The following is a 23,901-nucleotide window of genomic DNA, read 5'->3' on the forward strand; positions in this document are numbered from 1 at the left end:
GGGTGAGCAATCCGTTGATCGCGCCGACGCAGGATTCGACGAAGGCCTACTCGGGTATTTCGCTGCTCGAATCCGCGAACGACCTGTCGACGGCCATCGAGTCGGGCGATTGGGCGTCGGTGGCGATGGGTGCGGTCGGGACGGCGCTGGACGCGTTGTCGATGGCGATGGATCCGTTCGGGGCGATCCTGGCGGCGGGCGTGTCGTGGTTGATGGAGCACGTCGGGCCGCTCAAGGACGCGCTCAACGGGTTGACCGGCAACGCGGATCAGATCAAGGCGCAGTCCGAGACCTGGGCGAACGTCGCCAAGGAACTCGGCAGCGTCTCCTCGGACCTGACCGACGCGATCAACGCGGACTTGCAGTCGTGGTCGGGTTCGGCCTCGGATGCCTACTGGCAGCGGGGGCAAGATCTGGCGACGTCGTTGCAGGCGGCGCAGAAGGGCTGCGAAGGCGCCTCCTCCGGCGTTAAGACCGCGGGTGAGGTCGTGGCCGCGGTCCGCACTTTGGTGCGCGACATCATCTCCGAGCTGATTGGTCACCTGATCAGCTGGGCGTTGCAGGTCGTGTTCACCCTGGGCATCGGGTTGGCCTGGGTGGTTCCGGAGGTCGTGAGCGCGGTGGCGAAGACGGCCTCGCAGATCACCGGTCTGGTGACCAAGCTCGTCAAGGCGCTCAAGGCCTTGGTGCCGTTGCTGAAGAAGGCCGGGACGCTGTTCGAGGACGCCGGGAAGGCGTTCAAGGGCCTCAAGGGCGGCAAGGTCACCCCGCCGCCGAAGACCAAGGACCTGAGCGGTACTCCGAAGGCGCCGCCGGTGAAGACCCCGGGTGGCGATGGCGGCGGGACTCCGAAGGGCGGCGGTTATGAGGGCACGCCCAAGGATTACACGCCGCCGCCGGGCAAGTCCGGTGCGGATGACTCCACGAAAAGCTCCGGTTACGAGGGCACCCCGAAGGACTACACCCCGCCGCCGGGTAAATCGAGCGGTGACGACAGCACCTCGGCCTCGGGCTACAGCGGCGACGCCAAGGACTACACCCCGCCGCCGGCGTCGAAGGGCGGCGACGATTCCACTCACGCGTCGAGTTCCGGCGGTGGTGGCTCCAGCGGTGGCGGTGGCACTCCGCCGCCGGTGAAGAGCGACCCGCCCCCGCTCAAGACCGACCCCGAACCGCCGCCGACCCAGACCCCGAAGGGGCTGGGGGACGACAAGACGGTCACTTCGAGCTCCGGTGGTTCCGGCAGCGGCGGCAAGAGTGTCAAGGACAGCAACGCGAATCCGCACGAGAACGGCACGCCGCCGCCGGATCGGTCGGTGTGTGGTGACCCGATCGACGTGGCGACCGGGTGGATGTTGCTGACGCAGACGGATCTCGAGATCCCTGGCGCGTTGCCGCTGGAGGTGTCGCGCACGCATATCTCGTCGTACCGTGCGGGCCGCTTCTTCGGCACGTCGTGGGCGTCCACTGTGGACCAGCGGCTGGAGGTCGAGGAGGACGGACTGCACGTCGCGCTGGCCGACGGCAGCCTGCAGAGCTACCCGGTGCCGGTGAGTTCGCCGGTGTTGCCGGTGGCGGGCCCGGCGCGGCCGCTGCGCCGCGTCGAAGACGGTTACCTGATCGAGGATCCCGAGCAGCAGCACACGCTGTTCTTCGAGGCGTCCGCCGACGGTGTGTACCCGCTGCGGACGATGATCGACGGCGACGGCAACCGCGTCGACGTGGTGTCCGGTGTGGACGGAGTACCGACGGAACTGGTCCACTCCTCGGGCGCTCGGGTGCTGTTCGACAGCGCGGACGGCCGGATCACCGCCCTGCGCGCTTCCGACGGCACCGTGGTCGCGAGCTACTCCTACGACGCTCGCGGCCGGCTCGCCGAGGTCGTCGACGCCGCCGGCACACCCACCCGCTTCACCTACGACGCCGACGGCCGGATCGTGCGCTGGGAGGACGTCAACGGCCGCTGGTACGGCTACGGCTTCGACGCGGCGGGCCGGGTCGTGCAGGCCCGCGGCACCGACGGTTACCTCGACTGCACGATCGACTACGACCGCGACAACCTCGTCACGAGCGTCACCGACTCACTCGGCGCGGTGCGCCGCTTCCACCTCGACGACCGGCTCAGGGTGATCGCCGAGACCGACGCTTTGGGCCACACCACCAGCCTCGCCTACGACGAGCACGGCCGGCTGCTCACGCGCACGGATCCGCTCGGCCGCCAGGTCCGCTACGAACGCGACGAAGCCGGCCGCGTCGTCGCGATCACCGCGCCCGACGGGACGCGGTCACTGACCGAGTACAACGAGCTGGGTCGCCCGGTCGCCGCGATCGGCCCGGACGGCGCGACGTGGCGTTACGAGTACGACGCGCGCGGCAAGGTCATCGGGGTCGTAGACCCGCTGGGCGCGCGGACGTCTTATGCCTACGACGAGCGCGGGAACGTCTCCGTGGTCACCGACGCTCTCGGTGGTACCACCCGGATCCAGTCGGACGCTGCGGGGCGGACGCTGACCGTCGAGGACGAGGACGGCGCCGTCACCCGCTACACCTACGACCAGCTCGGCCGCACCACGTCGATGACCGACGAACTGGGCGCGGTCACCCGCCTCACCTGGGCGGCGAGTGACCAGCTCGCCGAGCGGGTCGAACCGGACGGTGCGACGTGGCGGTGGCAGGACTCCGCCGTCGGCAACACCGACGAGAGCACCGACGCGCGCGGCAACACCACGCGCACCGAGTACGCGCAGTTCGACCTGCCGGTGGCCGAGATCGGCCCGGACGGCGACCGGCTGGTGTACGCGTACGACACCGAGCTGCGCCTGGTGGCGGTTACCAACGAGCAGGGCCTGGTCTGGCACTACCGCTACGACCCCGCCGGGAACCTGATCGGTGAGACCGACTTCAACGGCCGCGCGCTGCACTACCGCTACGACGCGGCGGGTCAGCTGGTCGGCCGCACCAACGGCGCCGGCGAGACAACGACGTTCGAGCGCGACGTGATGGGCCAGGTGGTCCGCCGCGTCACCGGCGAAGACGTTGCGACCTTCGCCTACGACGAGGCCGGCCGCATGGTGGCCGCGCGCAACGCAGACGCCGAAGTCACCTTCACCTATGACGCACTCGGCCGCGTCCTCGCCGAGACCGTGGACGGCCGCGTCGTGCGGTCGGAATACGACGAGCTCGGCCGGCGTCGCGTCCGCCACACGCCCTCGGGCGCCGCGTCCCAGTTCGACTACGGGCCGGCCGGCACACTCGCCGCGCTGCACGTCGGGAACCGCTCGCTGCGCTTCGAGCACGACTTGGCCGGCCACGAACGGGTCCGCCGCTTCGGCGCCGCCGAACTGCGCCAGAGCTGGGCCCCCGGCGACCGGCTGGTGGCCCAGACGGTCGTCGCCGGCACCCGAACCACTCAGCACCGCGAATACGGCTACCTCGCCGACGGTTACCTCGCGTCCGTGACCGACACGATCACCGGCCCCCGCAGCCTCGACGTGGACCGCGCGGGCCGCGTCCGGGCCGTGGTCGGGCAGGGCTGGCAGGAGAGCTACGCCTACCATCAGACCGGCGTCATCGCCCAAGCCCAGACCCCCGGTGCGCCCACGGCGGGGTCGCGCGCGTACCGCGGCACCCTGCTCACCGCCGCGGGCGTGGTCCGCTACGCCCACGACCCCGAAGGCCGCACCACCCTGCGCGGTGGCGGCCCGGCGGGGCCGCAGTGGCAGTTCCGGTGGAACGCCGAAAGCCGCCTGACCTCGGTGCTCACTCCGAACGGCGAGCACTGGCGCTACCGCTACGACGCCCTGGGCCGCCGCGTCGCCAAGCAGCGGCTCACCCCGGACGGGCGCGTGGCCGAACAGGTCCAGTTCGCCTGGGACGGCGACACCCTCGCCGAACAGGTGCGCACCGGGCCGGGACAGCCACAGGTCGCCACCGTGTGGGAGTGGGAGCCGGGCACCGGCCGCGCCCTCACCCAGACCGAACACGTCCTCGGCACACCCGACGAACGGTTCCACACCATCGTCACCGACCTCGTCGGCACACCCAGCGAACTGCTGGAGGAATCCGGCGACATCGCCTGGCACCGCCAGGCCACGCTGTGGGGCAAAGTCCTCGACGGACCGGGCCGCACGACCACACCGTTGCGGTTCCCCGGCCAGTACCACGACGCCGAGACCGGGCTGCACTACAACCTCAACCGCTACTACGACCCCGAAATCGGCCGTTACCTCTCCCACGACCCGCTCGGCCTCGACCCCGGCCCCGACTCCCAGGCCTACGTCCTCAACCCCACTGCCATGGCCGACCCGCTCGGCCTCGCCCCCACCGTCACCCCGTGCGCGGCCAAGAAGAAGCAGCAAGCGGCGGCGGCCGGGTCGTCGAAGTCCAAGGTGAGCAAGGCGAAGCAGCAGCTGACCGGTAACACTGCCGGGCCGAGCAAGAAGGCGCCCAAGGTGAAGACCAAGCCGGACGGCAACGCGGCCAAGTCCGACGGCAGCTACGGCACCACGAACCACGAGCAAGCCCGCACCTGGGACAAGTTCCAGAACGAGATCAAGAACGACTCGACCTGGAAAGACCCCAACAAGCTCGTCAGCGGCAAAACGCACGAATCGGAGCACCCGATCGGGTACAAGGCGATCGGCGGGGACGAGTTCCAGCGCGCCAACGCCCACGAAACGGATATCCGGAACCGCGTCAAGGCCGACCCGACCCAGCCGAAGACGCAGGATGAAGCGGACAACATCAAGGTGGCCAGGCGAATGGAGGACGACGCGCCCGCCTACCAGGAGTCGGCGCAGGCGCACCGTGACAACATCGGCACCGGCGTGCGAGGTGAGAAGGACGGCTCGGGGTTCAACGCCGACACCTACCGCGAATCCCTCGGCAACACCTTGAAGGAGGGCCGGCCGAGCGACGGTGTCCAGCTCAACCAGCTCACCTACGCCCACCAGCACACGAAGCCGACGATGGTGGACAACCCCGACTTCGTCAGCAAGGGCATGACCCCGGACGAGCCGAAGAAGATCAACGCCTGGGAGCCCAACCCGCACTACAAGAACGACATCGAGACGCCGAACGAGCCGAAACAGACCCACGCGATCCAGGCGGCTCCCGAGCGGGACAGCTTCCGACCGACCGCGGGCACGGTCCAGGGCAAGGTCGCCGACGATTCCTACCACCACATGGTGGACAAGATGGAGGGCAAGTCGGTCGAGTACAGCGACGGCACCGGCGGTATCGGCAGGCCGGGCGGCACCGCGCACACCCCGCCGGTCTCGCACGACGACGTCATCGAGATGCACACGGCGCGCGACGTCGTGCGGGACGGCGCGGGTGTGTCCAAAGAGGACATGGAGATGTTCATCCACGACAAGGAGATGGGCCACCGCGTCAAGCCGCCGACCGACGAGCAGCTCAAGGAGGCGGCCGACTACGTCAAGGACGACCCCAAGGTCGACATGTCCGACCAGGCAATCAAGGACCGGATCCGGGAGCAGCAGGAACGCATGCAGCAGATGATCAACCGGCAGCGCGCCAACCGCGACTGGGCCGACGACCCGGACGCCATGGACGTGGACGGGTGACCGGCGTGCCGACGAGGGTGGTGTACTGAGCACTTGCTCGGACCGGGCCGCACGGCTCGGTCCGAGCGCGGCTCACAGCCGGCGCGAGATCACCAGCCGCATGATGTCGGACGTGCCTTCTTCGAGCTTCGCGTCGCGCATCCACTGCTCGACGGCGAACTCGCGGGAGTAGCCCAGCCGCCGAGGGTTTGCACGGCGGCCCAGGTGCAGAACATCGCGGTCTCCGGCGCCTGGAGCTTCGCCATGGCCGCACTCCAACACCGTGGGCGGCACGGCGACCACGACGCGGGCCGCACGCAGAACGGTGCGGCCGGTGGTCACTTCGACCCCGTCCGGGGTCTGCCGGATCGAGAGCACGGGTTCGCCGAGCCGGACGCGGTCACCGAGCGACCCGGCCATCGCTGCGTGCCGGTGAGCAGCTCCGAGATCGCCCGCCTGCTGCGCCGCAACGTCAGGTCCTGCAGGTACTCGCCGATGTTCAGCAACCACAGCACGGTGAGCGCGACGACGTTCTCCCGCAGCACGAGACTCGCCACGGTCGCCGCCGACACCAGTGCGTCGGTGCCGGCGCCCCGCCCGCCGGACAACGACCGCAGCGCGCCCCGCAGGAACGGGTACCCGGTGAAGATCGTGACCGCGGTCGCCACCGTACGGCTCGCCGGGCCGAGCATCGGCGGCCTGCGCAGGCCGTAGCGCCGCACGCCGAGCAGTACCAGTGCCACGCCACCGGCGACCATCCGCAGCATGTCGCCGGTGCGCACGTCCGCGGAGCGCGGCGCCCGCGTGACCGGTGCCGCCGCATCCGTGCGCAGCGCGGCTTCGACAGCCGCCACCAGCTCGCCGTGGTCGCACCGCCGGTGGTCGTACCAGACCACCACGCTGCCGGTGCGCGGATAGGCGTGCACCTGCCGTACCCCGGGAACGTGGTCGACCGCGTCCTCGACCGCGACCGCGCGCGCCCGGCTGCCCCGCAGGGCGGCCGCGACGAAGCGGACCCGGCCGGCCGCGTCCGAGACGAGGTTCAGCGCTGTGTCCGGCACGGCACTCAGTGTTCGTGTCCGTGCCCGGCCGAACCGGCTACGGGTGCCTGTTCGCCGATCCGTTCACGCGCCTCGCTGACCACATCGGCCGTCGCCAGCCGGGCATTCTCCGCGCCGGTCTCGGCCGCGCGCGCACCCTTGAGGCCCCAAGCCGTCACCGCAACGGTCGCCGACCGGAATGCACTCGACCGGGCGACCTTCTTGGCGCCGTCGTAAACCGCCGCCCCGGCGACGCCGGTCACCACCACACCGACCGCTTTCGCGGCGAACCGGCTCAGCAACACCAAGCCTCCTCAGACATCCGGCCCGTCGCCACCCGCCCGAGCTGCGACGGCACCGCATCGGCGACGAGAAAGGCGCGAGCTTAACCCCGCCGACGATCACTGTCCTGCCCAGACATAGTATCCGATAACGATTTTCGTTGTCACTAAGGTCGAAACGTTCTCACGGGAGAGACAAGGCGCCCGCGCAAGGGGCAGCGCTCGCCACAGCCTGAGCCTTGTGGCGAGGCTCCCAACGAAGTACCGTCGCCTCATTCGAGTTTAAGAAAGATCTTTCGGTATTTCGAATCGAAGGGACTCGGGGGTCAATGGCGACAACGATGAGGACCACCACGGCGATGGGCAGACGGCGGGTCGCCGTCGCGTGCATCATCGGGAACTTCCTGGAGTACTTCGACTTCGGCGTGTACGGGTTCCTCGCCGTGGCCATCGGGCACGAGTTCTTCCCCGGCGGGTCCAGCGCGGTGGGGCTGCTGAAGTCCCTGGCGGTGTTCGGGGTGGCGTTCGCGGTGCGGCCGCTGGGTGGCGTCGTGTTCGGGCTCATCGGGGACCGGGCCGGGCGGAAGGTGTCGTTGTCGGCGAGTGTGGCGCTGATGGGCGTCGCGACGACGTTGATCGGGGTGCTGCCGTCGTACGCGACGATCGGGATCGCGGCGCCGGTGCTGCTGGTGTTGCTGCGGTGCCTGCAGGGGCTGGCCGTGGGCGGCGAGTGGGGTGCGAGCTCGGCCTACCTGATCGAGACGGCGCCGGCCGACCGGCGCGGGATCCCGGGCAGCTTCCCGTCCATGGCGGCGGCGCTGGGGCTCATCTTCGGCGCCCTGCTGTCGCTCACCTTCCAGCTCTCTCTCAGCGCCGCTGCCCTCGACAGCTGGGGCTGGCGCGTGCCGTTCTTCGTCGCGGCGCCGCTGGCCGCCGTCGGCCTCTACGTCCGCCAGCGGCTGGAGGACACGCCGGTCTTCGAAGAGCTCGCGAAGAGCGACGCGCCGCGGGCCCGGCTGAAGGACGCGCTGCGCCGCGACCAGGCGAAGGCGATCTTCGTGACCTTCGGGTTCTCCTGGATCTGCGGGGTGGGCCTGTACTTCCTCGGCACCTACGTCGTGAACTACCTGACCGCGACCGCGCACGTCGGCAGCACCCGCGCGACCGTGCTGACCTCGATCGGACTCGCCGTCTACTGCGCGCTGTGCCCGCTCGCGGGCCGGCTGTCCGACCGGCTGGGCCGGCGCCGCACGCTGCTGTTCGGCTGCCTCGGCCACGTCGTGTTCGGCATCCCGGTGTTCATGGCGCTCGGGACCGGGTCGACACCGGTCGTGATCGTCGCGCTGATCGTGTTCGCGATCTTCCAGGCACCGATCAACGCCAACACCTCGCTGGTGCTCATCGAGATGTTCCCGGCCTCGACGCGGCTCACCAGCGGGGCGCTCGGCTTCAACCTCGGCGTCGGCGCGCCGTCGGGCTTCGCGCCGCTGGTCGCCGCGGCGCTGGTGGTGTCGACCGGGCTGAGCTACGCACCCGGCATCCTGCTGGTCGGCGTCGCGCTGATCTGCGGGCTGATCCTGCTGTTCTGGCTGCCGGAGACGGCCGGGCGCGACCTCACGCTCGACGTCGACGCGACCAAGTCCGGCCACGCCCCGACGATCGCGGGCAAGGTGACCGAGGTCGTGTCGCCGTGATGCGAGCCGCGGTGCTGACGGCGCCGGACCGCTTCGAGGTGCACGACCGCCCGGTCCCCGAACCCACGGCCGACCAGCTGCTCGTGCGGGTGGCCGCGTGCGGGATCTGCGGCCACGACGTGCTGGCGCGCAAGGGTTTGCTGGCCGCCAAACCCGGCCAGGTGCTCGGGCACGAGATCGCCGGACGCGTCGAGGCCGTCGGTCCCGCCGGCGACACGTCGTGGCTGGGCCGCCGGGTCGCGCTCGTGCAGCGGTTCCCGTGCGGCACGTGCGCCGAGTGCGTGGCCGGGCACACCAACACCTGCCGCAGCGGCCCGGGCTTCTACGGGGAGGACCTTTCCGGCGGTTACGCCGAGTACGTCCTCGCCGGGCCGGTCAACGCGGTCGGCCTTCCCGACACCATCGACGACGTCTCAGGCGCGATCCTCTCCTGCGCGCTGGGCACCGGACTGCATGCGCTGCGCCGCACCCGGGCCGCGGCAGGCGACGTCGTGCTCGTGACCGGCGCGAGCGGCGGCGTCGGTGTCCACACGGTACGGATCGCCGCCGCACTCGGCGCCACCGTGATCGCCCTGACGAGCAGTGACAGCAAAAGGCAAGCGCTACTGGATTCCGGCGCCCAAGCCGTGGTGACCGTCGCGGAAGGCGCATCGGCCGTGCGCGCGGCCGCCGCGGACCTCGGCCGCCCGCGCGGAGCCGACGTCGCGATCGAGACCACCGGCACCCCGACCTTCGCGCTGTCGCTGAAATCCCTGGCGCCACACGGAAGGCTGGCCGTCGTCGGCAACACCGACCCCGGGGCCGTCGAAGTCCACTTGGGACTCATGATCCTCAAGGAGCTCGAGATCGTCGGCTCGGCCCACGCGAACCGCCGGGAGCTGCTCGACGTCGTCGACCTCGTCTCCAGCGGCAAGGTGGCCCCGGTGCCACCGCGGGTCTGGTCGCTCGGCGACATCGCCGCCGCTCACGCCGCCGTCGACTCCGGCGTGCTCGTCGGCCGGGCGGTGGTCCGGCCGTGACCGCCCCGCTGCACGGCATGACCGTGCTCGATCTGAGCCAGCAGCTGCCGGGACCGTACGCGACCTTTTTGCTGGCGTCACTCGGCGCTGACGTCCTCAAGGTCGAGCCGCCCGCCGGCGACCCGGCCCGCCGCTTCGATCCGCCGATGTTCGAGCGCGTCAACGCCGGCAAGCGCGGCGTTTTCCTCGATTTGAAGTCGCCGGCCGACCGCGAACGGCTGCTGGAGCTGGCAGCCGGCTGCGCGGTGTTCGTCGAGGGCTTCCGCCCCGGCGTCACCGCCCGCCTCGGCTGCGACGAGAAGGCCGTGCGCGAGGCGCGCCCGGACGTCGTCTATTGCTCGATCAGCGGAATGGGCCAGACCGGACCGCTGGCGGGCCATCCCACGCACGACCTGTCGCTGCAGGCCATGGCCGGAATCCTCGGCGACGCGGGAGAGTCCGACCGCATCGGCGTGCCGTGGGTCGACCTCGGCACCGCCACCACGGCCGCGCTCGCGATCACCGCGGCGTGGCACGCGGGCGGCGGCGCCTTCCTCGACCTGGCGATGCTCGACGTCGCGACGGCCTGGAACTCCGTCAAACCCCTCGCCGTCACCGAGCCGGAGGCGACCTACGGCGTCGTCGCGGCCAAGGACGGCTCCGTCGCCCTCGCGCTGCTCGAAGACCACATGTGGCTCCGCCTGTGTACGGCGCTGGCCTGGCCCGCCGACCCGGCCCTGGCCACCTACGCCGACCGGCGCGGCCACGCGGCGGAGATCCGCGTCCGGCTGGAAACCGCGTTCGCGCAGTACACCGTCGCGGAGCTGATCGCGCTGGCCCACGAGCACGACCTGCCGCTCGGGCCCACCGACGCCACGGGCGATCCGGACACCGTCGCCCAGCTGCGCGCCCGGGGCCGCGACCACAGCCCGGCCGCGCGCCACACCCCGTTGCCGCTCAACCTGATCGCCCCGCAGGAGTCCTGACATGTCCCTCTCGCGCTTCCGCGGACCGGACGCGACGCCGTGGCGCATCGGCGTGATCGACGGCCCGAACATGCCCAACCTCGGCCACCGCTCCGAAACCATCTACGGCCCGATCAAGTCCCTGGCCGACCTCCAAACGCTCGTGGCCGAGATGGCCGACGAGCTCGGCGTGTCCGTCGTCCCGTTCGCCTCCAACCACGAGGGCGAGATCCTCGACTTCATCCACCGCACCGCGCGCGAGGTCGACGGCTACGTCATCAACCCCGCCGGCCTCACCACCTACGGCGAAGCCACGCGCCACGCCCTTGACGACACGACCAAACCCGTCGTCGAATGCCATTTCGCCAACACCGCCCGGCACTTCGCCGAGGTGACGCCGCCACAGCTCGTGCAGCAGTCGCGGTTCACCTACACCGCGACCGGCCTGGTCATGGGCCTGCGCCAGTACAGCTACCTCGGCGCGCTGCTGGCCCTGACCCTGGCGCTGGACGACGCGGACTTCCTTGCCGGCGGGACCCGCCGGAACTGATCACCCTTGCCGTCTCGCCACCGGGGACGGCCGGGGATCCGCTAGGCTTTTTGGCGGATGACCAGCGACGAAAGGCAGGGGTGCGTGGCAGCCGACGCAGGAGCGGAACGGTTCTCGCGGGTGTTCGACACGCTCGAACTGCTCGTCGGGCACCCGGAGGGCATGACGCTCACCGAGATCGTGAAGCGGCTCGGGATGCCGGCGAGCAGCGCCCACAACCTGCTGCAGCGGATGGCCGCAACCGACGTCATCGTGGTCTCCGACGACCTGCGCTACTCGCTCGGCTCGCGCGCGGTGCGCCTGGGCATCCGCATCGTCGACGGGCTGGAGGTGCGCGACGTCGCCCGCCGCCCCCTGCAGGAGCTGACCCGCGCGACCGGCGAGGACGTCTACCTCGCGGTGCGCCTGGGCACGCGGGTGTCCTACATCGACCGGTTCCCCGGCACGCGCCCGATCGCGGTCGACATCCGGCTGGGCCAGTCGCTGTTCCTGCACGCCACGGCCGTCGGCAAGCTGTTCGCCGCGTTCCACCCGCCGCTGCACCGGCGGCTGATGGGCGAACCGCGGCCGCAGCTGACCGAGCACACGCTCACCGAAGAGGCCGATCTCGAGCGCGAGCTGGAGACGATCCGGCGCGCCGGCTACTCCGTGAGCCGCGAGGAAGCCATCCCCGGCGTCGTCGGCTACGGGTTCCCGATCCGCGACGCGTACGGCGAGATCACGGCCGCCATCCACATCTCGGTACCGCTCGCGCAGATCGACGAGACGCACGAGAAGCTGTTGCTGGACAAGGCTTTCGAGGCGGCCGCCGCGATCGAAGCCGACCTGGGCCGCAGCGGTGCGGACCTGTCGCGGCGCGGGCGCCGGGCCTAGCACCGCCTCAGTCGAGGCAGAACTCGTTGCCCTCGACGTCCTGCATCACCAGGCACGACTCGTTCTCCTCGTCGGCGACCAGGAGTTGCTGGCGAACCGCGCCGAGCGCGACCAGGCGGGCGCACTCGGCTTCGAGGACGGCGACACGCTCCGCACCCACGAGCCCGGTGCCGACCCGCACGTCGAGGTGCACCCGGTTCTTGACGACCTTGCCCTCGGGCACGCGCTGGAAGTACATCCGCGGGCCCGCTCCGGTCGGGTCGCTGCAGACGAACCCCGCGTCCTGCTTCTCCGGCGGCAGAGAGCGGGTGAACTCGTCCCAGGTCGCGAACCCGTCCGGCGGCGGCGGGACGACGTAGCCGAGCACCTCGCACCAGAACCGCGCGACGCGCTCCGGCGACGCGCAGTCGAAGGTGATCTGGACCTGCCTGACTGACCCCATCGGCCCACCCTAGCCCGACGTCGTCTTCTCCCGCATGCGAAAACCGGTGGAGCGATGCCACGTGCGCCATTACCGTGCTGTCGAACCACGTTGCCCAGGAAAGGGCGTGCCGTTGTACACGCTGTGAGACCTCCCGAGAGCTGATTCGTCGCGCGTCGCGCCTGTGCGCCGCGCTGACTTTGCTGCGGACTTCTCACAGAAACCGGTGTACTTCTGTGCTCACCCATTGGGTGGTCGAACCCACCCGTTTTCCCGTCCTTTTCCGTCGCTGCACGGCCTGCGGTCACGACCGTTTCCGGGCCAGTGGCAAATTCCGCGTCAACGCCCATCACAAGCTCCTCGAAGCCTGGCTCCTCGTGCTCTGCACCTCGTGCGGGGACACGGTGAAGCTCTCGGTCCTGGAGCGGGTGAACGTGCGGTCCATTCGTCCCGATGTGCTGGAACGCTTGCACACCAACGACCTTGGCCTGGTCGCAGAGCTGCTCCAGGACCCTCTTGTGCTGCACCGCAACCGGGTCGCTCTCGGCTGGGACGGTGCGTGGCGGCTCGACACCGGCGGCTCGGATCATCTCGACCAGGAGGTGCTCGACGTTTCAGTGCACTTCGCCGCCCGCGTTCCGGTGCGTCCGGTGCGCCTGATCGCCGAAGGCTGCGCACTTTCCCGCGCCGAAGTCGAAAGACTGCTCACCGAAGGAAAACTCGTTTCGGCGACCCGGCTGAGCACCAAGCTCTCCGGCGACTTCACCTTCACGCTCAAACGCTGAACACTGCGGCGGCCGGGGCCTGCCCCGGCCGCCGTCAGAGAAAGTCCCAGCCTGGGCGGCCGGACTTGCAGGTCTCGTAGGCCACGGGGTCGATGGTCTGGTAGATGCCGATCACCGTCTCGCCTTCGCAGGTGACGCGGCACAGGTGTTCGTCCAGACCACGCAGGCTGATGCGGGTGCGGGGGTTCGTCAGGTCGTAGGTCTCGCCCTCGGTCAGCTCCGGGCCGTCGTAGGAGCCCTGGTGGATGCCGCTTTCCGGGGTACCGCCGTACATGCCGCAGCGCAGGAAAGCCGTCTGCAGGCCGAGGTGCTCGTAGTGCAGCTGCTTGACCTCGCCGGTGCCCAGGCGGTAGTCGACGATGCCCTCGGCGAAGATGTCGGTGTCGGGGTCGAAGCGCAGCCGCCGCGTCGGCTTGGCCACGCGCGTCGCGCCCGGACGGCTGTCGCCGAACGGGTAGTACACGCGGTCGCCCCACAGCGTCCAGTCGGAGAACGGCACGAACGCGTTGCCCGACACGCCCACGTGGAGCCGTCCGCCGAGCGACATCGCGGGCCCGCCCACGCCGCGGCCCGTGCCCCAGTGCCGATCGCGGGTGCCCGCGGAGCCGGGGCCGAGTTCGACGCGGGTGCCGTCGGCCTCGACCCAGCCCTCGACCGTACCGAAGCCCTCGAACCCGGCGGTGACGTCGTTGCGCCGGCCCGGCGGCGTGCCGTGGGCCGAGTCGGACAGCGGCTCGCGGAACACCTGCCGGGTGGTGTCCCGGAACGTCAGGTCGTAGCTGATGCCCTGCTCGTTGGGCTCGAGCACGTAGCGCCATTCCCGCAGGCCGCGGATGATCTCCGGGGCGATCGGGCCGATGCGCAGATCGGCGCGGTCCACGCCGAGCGCGCGGAAGCTGCGCACGGAGGTGTGCCGGCCGCGGAAGTTGACGATGGCGTAGGCCTCGGCGCGGTCGAGGTTCGGGTAGAAGCTGCCGCCGGTCGCGACCATGACCTCGCCGGTCAGATCGTGGCAGATCATCCAGTACCGCTCGTAGGCGCGCGGGTCGCCGGTCGCCATCACGCGGATCGGGTCCGGCGTCTGGTGGATGAGGTAATCGTCCAACGGGGACAGGGGGAACTGCTCGGCGAAGTGCTCGTCGCCGACGGTCAGGTCGCTCATCGCCACCTCCTCAGCTCGGGTCGGCTTCGATCCGACGGACCAGGTACTCGGTGATCTCCCGCCGGGCGGCGGTGCCGTCCGGGGTGTCGGGCAGGTTCGTGATGACGCGGGACAGCAGGGCTCGCAGCTCGGCGTTGCGCTGTGCGGCTTGAGCGACGTCGTAGCCGGCGGGTTCGGCCGCCGCCGGGATCCCGAGGTCGTGCGCGTGGCGGGTCAGCAACTGCGCCATGGTGGCGTTGTCGTTGATGTAGAAGGGAAGCAGCTCGGACCACGAACGGCCGATCTGCTTCAGCAGCCGCCGCACGTTGGCCAGGTTCTCGTGGGAGTCCCGGCTCAGCTCGGGGTCGCCTGCGACGTCGTCCAGCAGGCGCTGCGCACCGTGCAGCTGGTCTTCGATGGTCGGGCGCACGTCAGCTCCTTTCGGCGATCGCGGTCAGGAGGGTCCGCAGCACGCGTCGGGTCGGGCGGTACGGTTCGTCGCTGCGCTCGTCGAGGAAGGCCCGGAGCCCGCTGACCTGCATGACCACGGTTTTGAAGGTCGAGAAGACCACCCACCACTCCAGCGCCGTCTCGTCGACGTCGAGGCCGGTGGTCTCGCGGTAGTGGCGGACGAGATCGGCGCGTTCCCACACGCCCTCGATGAGGTGCTCGCGGCGACGCAGGGGCTGCACGACCCAGCCGAGATCTTCCAGCGGGTCGCCGAGGTGCGCGAGCTCCCAGTCGAGCAGCGCGGAAATGCTGTTGCCTTGCAGCAGGATGTTGCCGGGCTTGAAATCCGCGTGCACGAGCACGGTTCGCGACGACGCGGGAGCGTGCTCGCGCAGCCACGCGAGAGCAAGGTCCACTTCGGGCAGTGCTTCGAGCTGGTCCTGGCGCAGCACGGCCTCCCAGCGGTTCACCTCGGCCAGCGCCGCATGCTCGCCGGGATCTTCGAGCACGGCGCCGAGGCCGGTCGAGCGCCAGTCGACGGAGTGGACCTGGGCCAGCAGTTCGCAGAACCGTCGCGCCAGGTCGGTGCGTTCGGCGAGCGGGCGGTCACCGTTGACCACGCGGTAGTCGCAGTCGCCGGGCTCGCGGCGCATGATCAGCGACGGTTTGCCGAGCCACCGGCCGTCCGAGTCCAGCCAGCGGGCCCGCGGCGCCGGGAGCCCACTCGGTTCCAGGGCGCGCAGGACGGCGAACTCCGTGCTGCGGTCGGTGTCGACCAGGCCGCCTTCGGGGTCGCGGCGCAGGATCAGCGGCTCGCGTTCGTCCGTGGCGGGATCGACGAGGTCGAACACCCAGTTCTCCCGCGAGCGGCCGAGCCCGGCGCGGGTCAGGTCGACGATCTTCGGGGCCGAGCCGAGCTGCGCCGAGAGGAACTCGTGCAGCTGCTCGTCGAGCGTGCTGGTCATGGCGTCTCCCGCAGTGAGGAACGGTGGCCGGGGGCCGCGATGGCGATGAGGGCGGCGGCTCGTTCGGTGAGGCTTTTGCCGCGCAGATCGGCGATCCCGTGTTCGGTGACGACGACGTCGACATGGGACCGTGGTGTGGTGACGGCGCCGGCGTGCAAGCCGCGCACGATGCGGGACCGGGTGCCGTCGCCCGTCGTGGCGGGGAGCATCACGACCGAACAGCCGTCCCGCGACTGCTGGGCCGCGCGCAGGTAGTCGGGCTGGCCGCCGATCCCGCCGACGTAGCCGGAGCCGAGCTCCTCCGCGTTGACCTGACCGGTGAGATCCACCTGCAGCGCGGAGTTCATCGCCACGAAGTGGTCGACGTCGGCGAACGCGCCCGGCCGTGACAGGTCCGAGACGGGTCGCACGAGCACCCCGGATTCGACCACCCACTCGTAGAGTTCCGCGGAGCCGGCGGCCTCGCAGATCGTCACGGTGCCCGGCTCGTCGCTCAGCGCGCCGGAGCGGGCGAGATCGAGCAGCCAGGAACCGGCGAGCGTCGAGTGCACGCGCAGGTTGCGACGGGACTCCAGCGCCCGGCCGATCGCCGACGGCAGCGTGCCGACGCCGAGCTGGATCGTCGCGCCGTCGGGCACCAGGCCGGTGACGTGCCGCGCGATCGTTTCGTGCACCGGCCCGGTCGCGCCGGCCGTGATCGTCGGCATCGGCCGGGAGCTGGGCACGGTCGCCGTCAGCTGCGAGGAGTGCACGCGGGGCGCGCTTGTGTGCGGCAGACGGTCGTTGACCTCTGCGACGACGGCGCGGGCGCGGCCGAGCAGGTCGTAGGTGTAGTCGACGGACAGACCGAGGCTGTGGTGCCCGGTTTCGTCGGCGCTCGACACCTGCAGCGCCACCACGATCTGCTCGGGGTTGCGGCTCGCGAGGGCGCGCGGGACGTCGCGGAAGTGACACGGGATCACGGAGACGGTGCCGTTCGCGGCGAGCCGGCCGAGCGGGCCCAGTGCCCCGAACGACACCAGCCGCAGCTCACGGGCGGCCGCGCCGGTGAGCGCGCTGCTGTGGCTGAGCCCGACGAACACCTCGACGTCGGGCGGGGCCGCCCGCACCAGCTGTTCGAGCAGGGGTGTCGGCTCGCCGGTGCCCTGCGCGACCACGACGAGATCGCCGGGTTTCAGGACGCCGGTGAGCCAGCTGTCGTCCGCGGTCACAGGACGACCACCGGCGTGACCGGGGTGGCCGTCGAGCCGACGAGCGGGATCGGGGCGAAGACGAACAGGAACGTCGACCGCGAATCGGCCGCCAGCGCGTCACCGAGCCCGGCCAGCTCGAGGTTTTCCAGCAGCGGCACGCCGTGCTGGTGCAGGAGCAGCAGGTGCGCGGGGAACCCGCTGGTCGCCGACTGCTGCTCCACGGCGTAGTTGTCCGCACCGACGAGCGCGACGTCGCGGTCGGCCAGCCAGCGCGCGGCTTCCTCGGTGATCCCGGGCTCGTCCGCGAAGTAGTCACCGCCGCGGCCCTGCGTTTCCAGCCAGCCGGTGCGGATCAGCACGGCATCGCCGGTTTCGGGCGTGACACCGGTCTCCGCCATGCCCCGGCGCAGCTCGTCGACCCCGACGGGGGCGCTCGGCTCCAGCGGGCCGCCGGTCGCGGCCACCAGGTCCACGAGCACCCCGCGCGTCACGACCGGGAGCAGCTTTTCGGCACCGCAGCGCTGGGCGCCGCGCGTGGTCCGCGTCGAGGCCTGCGAGTGTCCATTGTAGATCTCCTCGCCCGTCCACGCGTGGGACAGCGAGTCGACGTGGGTGCCGCTGTGCGTCGGGAACTGCACGGTGTCCTCGGCGAACCGGAAGCCGCCCGGCGTGCGCGCACCCAGGGCGTAGTCGCCGGCGTCGCGGTTCATGAACCGCATCGGCCCCGGCCGGTGACGCGGCGACGCGGTGGCCGGGCCGAGCGGCTGGGCGAGGCCGATCGTGCGGCCCGACCGCACGAGCCCGGCCGCGCGGAGGGTGACGTCGGGGGTGACGAGGTTGAGCGCGCCGGCCTCGTCGCCGGTGCCCCAGCGGCCCCAGTTGCCCGTCATGGCGTGCCTGCTTTCAGCTTGTCCTGCACGAGTTTCTCCGCCTCGTCGCGCAACGTCCGGCGGACGAGCTTGCCGGTGCCGGTCTTCGGCAGCCGGTCGACGATCGCCACCGCCCACGGCACCTTGTAGCCCGCGATGCGCTCCTTGCAGTGGGCGATCACCTCCTGCGCGGTGAGCTTTCCGCCGCGCGCCACGACGAACGCCACCACGACCTCGTCGCGGCTCGGGTGCGGCGCACCGAGCACCACGGCCTCGGCCACGTCCGGATGGCCCGACAGGAAGCTCTCGACCTCGGCCGGGGAGACGTTGATGCCCGAGGTCTTGATCATGTCGGTGATCCGGCCGATGAACGAGACCGTGCCCTCGGCGTTGACCACTCCGCGGTCGCCGGTGCGAAACCAGCCGTCGCCGGTGAAGGCGTCCGCGTTGGCCTCGTCGTCGTTGAGGTAGCCCGGCGTCAGGCGGCCGCGCACCTGAAGTTCCCCCGGCTGGCCCGCGGGCAGCAGCGCGCCGGTTTCCTGGTCGGCCACCCGGATCTCGACGCCGGTCAGCGGCTCGCCCTGCGTGCTCAGGCGCGTCCCGAGCGGCATGCGGTGGTCGGTGACGCAGCAGTTGCCGTAGGTCTCGGTCGAGCCGTAGACGTTGCACATCTCGCTGATGCCCAGCTGCGTGATCGCGCGCTCGACTTCTTCGGGGCGGCCGATGGTCAGCCCGGTGCGCAGCGACTCCACCGCCCGCACGTGCTCCGCCGGTCCGTTGGCGAGCGCGTCGACCATGGCGGGCAACAGGTACGCGGCCGTCACGCGCTCCGCCGCCATCAGCTCGGCCGCGGTTCGGGGTTCGAACTGCTCCTGCAGCACGAAGCACGCCTGGTGCGTCATCGTGGCCATGAGCGCGTTGGCGCAGCCGAAACTCCAGAACAGCGGGGAGCCGAACCACACGCGGTCGTCGGCGGACAGACCCATGCGCTCGCCGATGTGGAAGCCGTTGAGGATCAGGTCGCGGTGGCACAGCGGGACGGCCTTGGGGTTCTTCGTCGAACCCGAGGTGTAGAGCACGAACGCGGGTTCACCGGGCTCGGGTTTCGCCGGGGTGGCCGGCGGCTTCGGCAGATCGGCCCACGCCAGCGCCCCGTCCGGCACGTCGTCGCCGAGCACGACGACGTGCCTCAGCTCCGGGAACACCTCCCCCGGCTTCCCCAGGTCCGGTACCAGTTTCCGCAGCTCGCCGACGAGGTCGTTGCCCCGTACCCGGTCCACCATCACCAGCACCGACGCTTTCGAGCTGGTCAGCAGGTACTCGATGTCGTAGGCCTTGACCCACGTGTTGAACGCGTCGACCCGCGCCCCGGCCGCCATCGCCCCGAACGCCACCGGCACCCACGCGGTATCGTTCGGCGCCAGCAACGCGACGACGTCCCCTTCGCCGACGCCGATCCCCTGCAACGCCCTGCGCGCGTCGTCCATTCGCTCGTTCAGCTGCGCGTACGTCAGCCGCACGCCGCCGACCACGAACGCCTCCCGCCCCGGCACGGCCGCGGCACCCGCGCGCAGCAGGTCGGGCAGGGTCTCGGCAGCAGGCGTCGTGGTCATCGCGACATCATCGTCACTTTCGTAATCTCGAATCGAAATTCGTATATCCGTAAGCTACCGGCCGCGCGCCGAGAGAGTCAAGACGATCGGCAGCTGCGGCGAGAGCCTGCCGCGGGCACGACGACGCCGGCCCTGGAACCACCGCTGGGTACCAACGGGTTCGCAGGGCCACGACGAAGTCCGGCGACAGCCGGCACCTCACGCCCGGGGCGGGCCTGCGATTCCGCGGGCGATGACGTCGTCGGCGTCCACACCGGACTCCGCGAGCAGGGCGCGCGTGTGCTGGCCCAGCGCGGGAACGTCGCCCATGCGGGCTTCGACGTCGGCGAAGGTCGCGGGTGGCAGCAGGGCGTCGATCTCGGCGAACTCGGTGCCGACCTTGCGCCAGCGGTCGCGGGCGCGCAGCTGGGGGTGGTCGACGACCTGGCCGACTTCCTTGAGCTGGGCGGCGGGAACGCCGGCCGCGGCGAGGCGCTCGTCGAGCTCGGCGTTGGTCCAGCGGGCGGTGTGGGCGGCGACCGCGGCGTCGCAGGCGGCGCGGTGGGCGACGCGGTCGACGTTGGTGGTGAACCGCGGGTCGTCGGCGAGTTCGGGCGCGTCGAGTACCGCGGTGACCAGGGTGCGCCAGCCGCTGTCGTTCTGGACGCCGATCAGCATCTGGCCGTCGCTGGTCGGGAAAGCGTCGTACGGGGCGATCGAGCTGTGGCTCAGCCCCATGCGGGCGGGCTGGGTGCCGGCGTACATCTGCGTGTACAGCGCGTAGCCCATCCACTCGACGGTGGCCTCCAGCATCGAGACCTCGATGGTGGCGCCCTCGCCGGTGCGCCAGCGGCGCAGCAGCGCGGCCAGCACGGCCTGCGAGCAGTACATGCCCGACGCGATGTCGGCGGTCGGGATGCCGGTCTTCGCCGGCGTCTCGGGCGTGCCGGTGATGGCGATGAGCCCGGCCTCGGCCTGGATGAGCATGTCGTAGGCCTTGCGCTGCTCCATCGGCCCGCCGGCGCCGAAGCCGGACACGTTCACCACGACCAGTTCCGGGTGCTCGGCGCGCAGATCACCGAACCCGAGGCGGTCGGCGGCACCAGGGGCGAGGTTCTGCACGAACACGTCCGCGCCGGCGACGAGCCGGCGCGCGATGTCGCGGCCCTCCGGCACTTTCAGGTCGAGCGCGATCGACTCCTTGCCCCGGTTGAGCCACACGAAATGCGCCCCGGTGCCGTGGACGACGTGGTCGTAGCCGCGCGCGAAGTCGCCACCGTCGATGCGCTCGATCTTGATCACGCGGGCACCGAGGTCGGCGAGGTTGCGGGTGGCCAGAGGAGCGGCGACGGCCTGCTCGACGGCGACGACGGTGACCCCTTCGAGCGGGCGCGTCACGACTGCTTCTTCTTCTCGGCGCGCACGAGCCCGCCGCCGACGATGAGCCGCTGGATTTCGCTGGTCCCCTCGTAGAGCCGCATGAGCCGCACGTCGCGGTAGATGCGCTCGACCGGGATCTCGCGCAGGTAGCCGCTGCCGCCGTGGATCTGCACCGCCAGGTCGGCGGTCTTGCCGGCCATCTCGGTGCAGAACAGCTTCGCCGCCGACGGCGCGATCCGGCGGTCCTCCCCCGTCACGTACAGGCGCGCGGCCTCACGGGCCAGCGCCCGGCCGGCGAGCACGCCCGTCTGCTGGTCGGCGATCATCGCCTGCACCAGCTGGAAGTCCCCGATCACCGTGCCGCCCTGGGTCGCGGTGGCGGCATAGGAGACCGACTCGTCGAGCGCCCGTTGCGCGGCCCCGACGGCCAGCCCGGCCATGTGGACGCGGCCGCGGGCCAGCGACGTCATCGCGGCCTTGTACCCGACCTCGCCGTCTCCGCCGACCAGGGCCTCAGGGCCGACGCGGACCCCCGTGAAGGTGACTTCCGCGGTGCGCGAGCCCTCCTGCCCCATCTTGGCGTCCTTCGGGCCGACCGTGATTCCCGGCGCGTCGGCCGGCACGAGGAAGACGGCGATGCCCGTGCCGGACTCCGACGCCGGCCGCGTGCGGGCGAACACGACGAACAGGCCGGCCTCGGTGGCGTTGGTGATGAACTGCTTGCCGCCGTCGATGACCCACCCGTCGCCGTCCGGCTCGGCGGCGGTGCGCAGGCCCGCCGGGTTCGACCCGGCGCCGGGTTCGGTGAGCGCGAACGAGGCGACGATCTCGCCGGAGGCGATGCCCGGCAACCACCGCGCGCGCTGCTCCTCGGTGCCGAACCCGACCAGGACCTGGCCCGCGATGCCGTTGTTCGTGCCGAACATCGAGCGCAGGGACAGCGACGTGTACCCCAGCGCCATGGCGACCTCGACGTCCTGCACGAGATCGAGGCCGAGCCCGCCCCACTCCTGCGGGATCGCGTACCCGAACAACCCCATCTCGGCGGCTTGGGCCCGAAGATCGGCGGGAATGGCGTCCGTGGTCATGATCTCGGCCTCGCGGGGCATCACGCGGGTGCGCACGAAGTCGTTGATCTGACCGAGGACGGCCGCGAACACGTCGTCGGGGACGTCGGGGTTGCCCAGGTACATGGCGATCAGTATCCGCCGAGCGGCCGCACATCGCCCAGCCCCGCCCAGCCGCACGATTCCGTTTCGCCGATCGTCCACATGACGAGAACGGCGTCCCGCTCACTGAGAAGCTGAGCTAAGCTCACGATGTGACGTCCTACACCCATGGTCACCAGGAATCCGTGCTCCGCTCACACCGCTGGCGGACCGCCGAAAACTCGTGCGCGTACCTCCTGCCCCGGCTCGCGCCCGGGCAGGCGCTGCTCGACATCGGCAGCGGACCCGGGACGATCACCGCCGACCTCGCCGCACTGGTCGCTCCGGGCCGGGTCACCGGCGTCGAGATCACCGAGGCGGCCCGCCGGCTCGGTGAAGCAGAGGCCACCCGGCGCGGCCTGGGCAACGTCGAGTTCGTGGTCGGCGACGTCCACGCGCTCGACTTCCCCGACGACAGCTTCGACGTCGTCCACGCCCACCAGGTGCTGCAGCACGTCGCCGACCCGGTGCGGGCCCTGCGCGAAATGCGCCGCGTGTGCCGCCCCGGCGGTCTCGTCGCCGCGCGCGACGCCGACTACCAGGCCTTCACCTGGCACCCCGCGGACGCGACGCTCGACCGCTGGCTCGAGCTCTACCGCCGAGCCTTCCGCGCCAACGGCAGCGAGCCCGACGCCGGCCGGCGGCTGCTCACCTGGGCCCACGCCGCGGGCTTCACCGACGTTGTCCCGTCGTCCGCCACGTGGTGCTTCGCCACACCCGAAGACCGCGCCTACTGGGGCGGCATGTGGGCGGACCGCGTCCTGAACTCCGACACCACCACCCAGATCCTCCGCGACGGCCTCGCGCAGCCGGCCGAACTGGAGGAGATCTCCACGGCGTGGCGCCGCTGGGTCGACGACCCCGACGGCTGGTTTTCCGTGCTGCACGGCGAAATCGTGGCCGTCGCGTAAAGTCCGCGCGAGAAATCAGATTTCGTCGACCTGATACGCGACCACACTCGCGGGCACGAGCAGCGCGCCGTTGCATTCCGCGGTCGCCGGGCCGAATCCATACGGGACGAAATCACCCGCCGCTAACCAGAACGCGTTTCCGCTCGCACAGTGGGCGATCACGCGGTAACCGTGACGTTCACCGGGCAGGCACGCGACGCTGATGCCCTGTCCGAAAAAAATGCTGTACCGCTCCCCGAAACAGCTCGCCGGCGCGAACTGGTCACCGCTCGCCGCCGCGGGAACGGCGGACAGACCGAGTAAAGAAAACAACACCGCGGCAAGAACAAGCAACTTCCGACGCACAATTCCTCCCAGGCACGAGGATCTCGACCTTTTCCAGCGTAGAAGCGCGGGAGAATTACCGGCAATTCATCGGGCGAGTGAGCGAAAGCCAGCGGAACGTCACAGCGCTGCTCCATTGGAGCCGGCCCGGGCACCCACCGGACACGTCCGCGCGACGGCCCGGCACACCGCGCAGAACTCAGGACCGCTTCGCCGCCGGCGCCCGGGGAGGCTCAGGACGTGGCCCTGCTCCCGGCGTTCGCCGCCTTGACACTGACGACGGCGTCGAGGTAATCGGCGATCGCGTCCCGGTTGCGGGTCAGGAACTCGATGCGTTCGGTCAGCCGGTCCTGCTCGCGGCGCAGGGTGGTGATCATCTCGGGGGTCACGTCGGGGACGTAGATGGTCTGCGGCTTGTCCAGGCACGGCAGGAGCTGTTCGATGATGCGGGTCGGCAGCCCCGCGTCGAGCAGCCCCTTGATCTGCCGGACGACGTCGACGTGCGACTCGGTGTACTCGCGGTACCCATTGTCGCCGCGGCTGGGCGCGAGCAGGCCCTGTTCCTCGTAGTAGCGCAGCAGCCGGGTGGAGACGCCCGTGCGCTCCGCGAGCTCACCGATCCTCATGTGTCCGAGACTACATTGACCTTCACACCGATGTGAAAGTTCAGACTCGGTCCTGTCAGGACAATCACGAC

General features: G+C 70.7%; 22 protein-coding genes. 8 read left to right on the forward strand and 14 right to left on the reverse strand.

Annotation, left to right across the window (positions count from 1 at the left end; translation table 11 throughout):
* Positions 1–2: 2 nt before the first annotated feature.
* Positions 3–5,585 carry an RHS repeat-associated core domain-containing protein gene (locus AB0383_RS36925; RefSeq protein ID WP_366189744.1) on the forward strand — a complete coding sequence of 1,861 codons (5,583 nt, stop codon included), beginning with the start codon at positions 3–5 and terminating at the stop codon, positions 5,583–5,585.
* A 72-nt stretch (positions 5,586–5,657) separates the two neighbouring features.
* Here the strand turns inward: AB0383_RS36925 and AB0383_RS36930 are convergent, their stop codons facing one another.
* From AB0383_RS36930 to AB0383_RS36940, 3 genes are read right to left on the reverse strand one after another with little or no spacing between them, the layout of a single operon-like run.
* The gene (locus tag AB0383_RS36930; RefSeq protein ID WP_366189745.1) at positions 5,658–5,984 is read right to left on the reverse strand and encodes an FAD-dependent oxidoreductase; all 327 of its coding nucleotides are present in this window, start codon (positions 5,982–5,984) and stop codon (positions 5,658–5,660) included.
* Positions 5,903–6,625 (reverse strand): HMA2 domain-containing protein, encoded by a 723-nt coding sequence (locus tag AB0383_RS36935; RefSeq protein WP_366189746.1) that lies wholly within the window; start codon positions 6,623–6,625, stop codon positions 5,903–5,905. The genes AB0383_RS36930 and AB0383_RS36935 overlap by 82 nt, the downstream gene beginning before the upstream one ends.
* Before the next feature lie 5 nt (positions 6,626–6,630).
* The gene (locus AB0383_RS36940) at positions 6,631–6,906 is read right to left on the reverse strand and encodes a DUF1490 family protein (protein ID WP_366189747.1); all 276 of its coding nucleotides are present in this window, start codon (positions 6,904–6,906) and stop codon (positions 6,631–6,633) included.
* A gap of 320 nt (positions 6,907–7,226) precedes the next feature.
* On the opposite strand from AB0383_RS36940, the gene AB0383_RS36945 reads away from it, so the two are divergent.
* From AB0383_RS36945 to AB0383_RS36965, 5 genes are read left to right on the forward strand one after another with little or no spacing between them, the layout of a single operon-like run.
* Positions 7,227–8,579 carry an MFS transporter gene (locus AB0383_RS36945; RefSeq protein WP_366189748.1) on the forward strand — a complete coding sequence of 451 codons (1,353 nt, stop codon included), beginning with the start codon at positions 7,227–7,229 and terminating at the stop codon, positions 8,577–8,579.
* Complete coding sequence (locus AB0383_RS36950) at positions 8,579–9,598, forward strand: alcohol dehydrogenase catalytic domain-containing protein (RefSeq protein WP_366189786.1); 1,020 nt, start codon at positions 8,579–8,581, stop codon at positions 9,596–9,598. Before AB0383_RS36945 ends, AB0383_RS36950 begins: the two co-directional genes overlap by 1 nt.
* The gene (locus AB0383_RS36955; RefSeq protein ID WP_366189749.1) at positions 9,595–10,563 is read left to right on the forward strand and encodes a CoA transferase; all 969 of its coding nucleotides are present in this window, start codon (positions 9,595–9,597) and stop codon (positions 10,561–10,563) included. Before AB0383_RS36950 ends, AB0383_RS36955 begins: the two co-directional genes overlap by 4 nt.
* 1 nt (position 10,564) lies before the next feature.
* Positions 10,565–11,092, forward strand: a complete 528-nt coding sequence (locus tag AB0383_RS36960; protein WP_366189750.1) for a type II 3-dehydroquinate dehydratase — start codon at positions 10,565–10,567, stop codon at positions 11,090–11,092.
* A 57-nt stretch (positions 11,093–11,149) separates the two neighbouring features.
* Entirely contained in the window at positions 11,150–11,965 is an 816-nt protein-coding gene (locus tag AB0383_RS36965; protein WP_366189751.1) for an IclR family transcriptional regulator, read from the forward strand.
* Between the two features lie 7 nt (positions 11,966–11,972).
* Here AB0383_RS36965 and AB0383_RS36970 read toward each other — a convergent pair whose 3' ends face one another.
* Entirely contained in the window at positions 11,973–12,407 is a 435-nt protein-coding gene (locus tag AB0383_RS36970) for a VOC family protein (RefSeq protein ID WP_364179028.1), read from the reverse strand.
* A gap of 230 nt (positions 12,408–12,637) precedes the next feature.
* Between AB0383_RS36970 and AB0383_RS36975 the strand changes: the two genes are divergently transcribed.
* Complete coding sequence (locus AB0383_RS36975) at positions 12,638–13,171, forward strand: DUF1062 domain-containing protein (protein WP_366189752.1); 534 nt, start codon at positions 12,638–12,640, stop codon at positions 13,169–13,171.
* Positions 13,172–13,205: 34 nt separating this feature from the next.
* Here AB0383_RS36975 and AB0383_RS36980 read toward each other — a convergent pair whose 3' ends face one another.
* The 8 genes from AB0383_RS36980 to AB0383_RS37015 form a co-directional block, all read right to left on the reverse strand.
* Positions 13,206–14,333: a hypothetical protein gene (locus AB0383_RS36980; RefSeq protein ID WP_366189753.1), complete on the reverse strand. Its 1,128-nt coding sequence runs from the start codon at positions 14,331–14,333 to the stop codon at positions 13,206–13,208.
* A gap of 10 nt (positions 14,334–14,343) precedes the next feature.
* Positions 14,344–14,742, reverse strand: a complete 399-nt coding sequence (locus AB0383_RS36985) for a hypothetical protein (protein WP_366189754.1) — start codon at positions 14,740–14,742, stop codon at positions 14,344–14,346.
* Position 14,743: 1 nt separating this feature from the next.
* Positions 14,744–15,727: a phosphotransferase family protein gene (locus AB0383_RS36990; RefSeq protein WP_366189755.1), complete on the reverse strand. Its 984-nt coding sequence runs from the start codon at positions 15,725–15,727 to the stop codon at positions 14,744–14,746.
* On the reverse strand, positions 15,724–16,938 hold the full coding sequence (locus tag AB0383_RS36995; RefSeq protein WP_366189756.1) for an acetyl-CoA hydrolase/transferase C-terminal domain-containing protein: 1,215 nt from the start codon (positions 16,936–16,938) through the stop codon (positions 15,724–15,726). The genes AB0383_RS36990 and AB0383_RS36995 overlap by 4 nt, the downstream gene beginning before the upstream one ends.
* A complete protein-coding gene (locus AB0383_RS37000; protein WP_366189757.1) occupies positions 16,935–17,810 on the reverse strand; it encodes a cyclase family protein in 876 nt (291 codons plus the stop codon). The genes AB0383_RS36995 and AB0383_RS37000 overlap by 4 nt, the downstream gene beginning before the upstream one ends.
* On the reverse strand, positions 17,807–19,402 hold the full coding sequence (locus AB0383_RS37005; protein WP_366189758.1) for a class I adenylate-forming enzyme family protein: 1,596 nt from the start codon (positions 19,400–19,402) through the stop codon (positions 17,807–17,809). The genes AB0383_RS37000 and AB0383_RS37005 overlap by 4 nt, the downstream gene beginning before the upstream one ends.
* Before the next feature lie 198 nt (positions 19,403–19,600).
* A complete protein-coding gene (locus AB0383_RS37010; RefSeq protein ID WP_366189759.1) occupies positions 19,601–20,779 on the reverse strand; it encodes a CaiB/BaiF CoA-transferase family protein in 1,179 nt (392 codons plus the stop codon).
* A complete protein-coding gene (locus tag AB0383_RS37015; RefSeq protein ID WP_364179044.1) occupies positions 20,776–21,954 on the reverse strand; it encodes an acyl-CoA dehydrogenase family protein in 1,179 nt (392 codons plus the stop codon). Before AB0383_RS37015 ends, AB0383_RS37010 begins: the two co-directional genes overlap by 4 nt.
* 128 nt (positions 21,955–22,082) lie before the next feature.
* Between AB0383_RS37015 and AB0383_RS37020 the strand changes: the two genes are divergently transcribed.
* Positions 22,083–22,880 carry a methyltransferase domain-containing protein gene (locus AB0383_RS37020; RefSeq protein WP_366189760.1) on the forward strand — a complete coding sequence of 266 codons (798 nt, stop codon included), beginning with the start codon at positions 22,083–22,085 and terminating at the stop codon, positions 22,878–22,880.
* 15 nt (positions 22,881–22,895) lie between these two features.
* Here AB0383_RS37020 and AB0383_RS37025 read toward each other — a convergent pair whose 3' ends face one another.
* Positions 22,896–23,225 carry a hypothetical protein gene (locus AB0383_RS37025; RefSeq protein ID WP_366189761.1) on the reverse strand — a complete coding sequence of 110 codons (330 nt, stop codon included), beginning with the start codon at positions 23,223–23,225 and terminating at the stop codon, positions 22,896–22,898.
* Between the two features lie 212 nt (positions 23,226–23,437).
* Positions 23,438–23,830, reverse strand: coding sequence for a MerR family transcriptional regulator (locus AB0383_RS37030; RefSeq protein ID WP_366189762.1), 393 nt, complete (start codon positions 23,828–23,830; stop codon positions 23,438–23,440).
* Positions 23,831–23,901: the final 71 nt, after the last annotated feature.

Source organism: Amycolatopsis sp. NPDC051373 (assembly GCF_040689465.1).
GTDB lineage: Bacteria > Actinomycetota > Actinomycetes > Mycobacteriales > Pseudonocardiaceae > Amycolatopsis.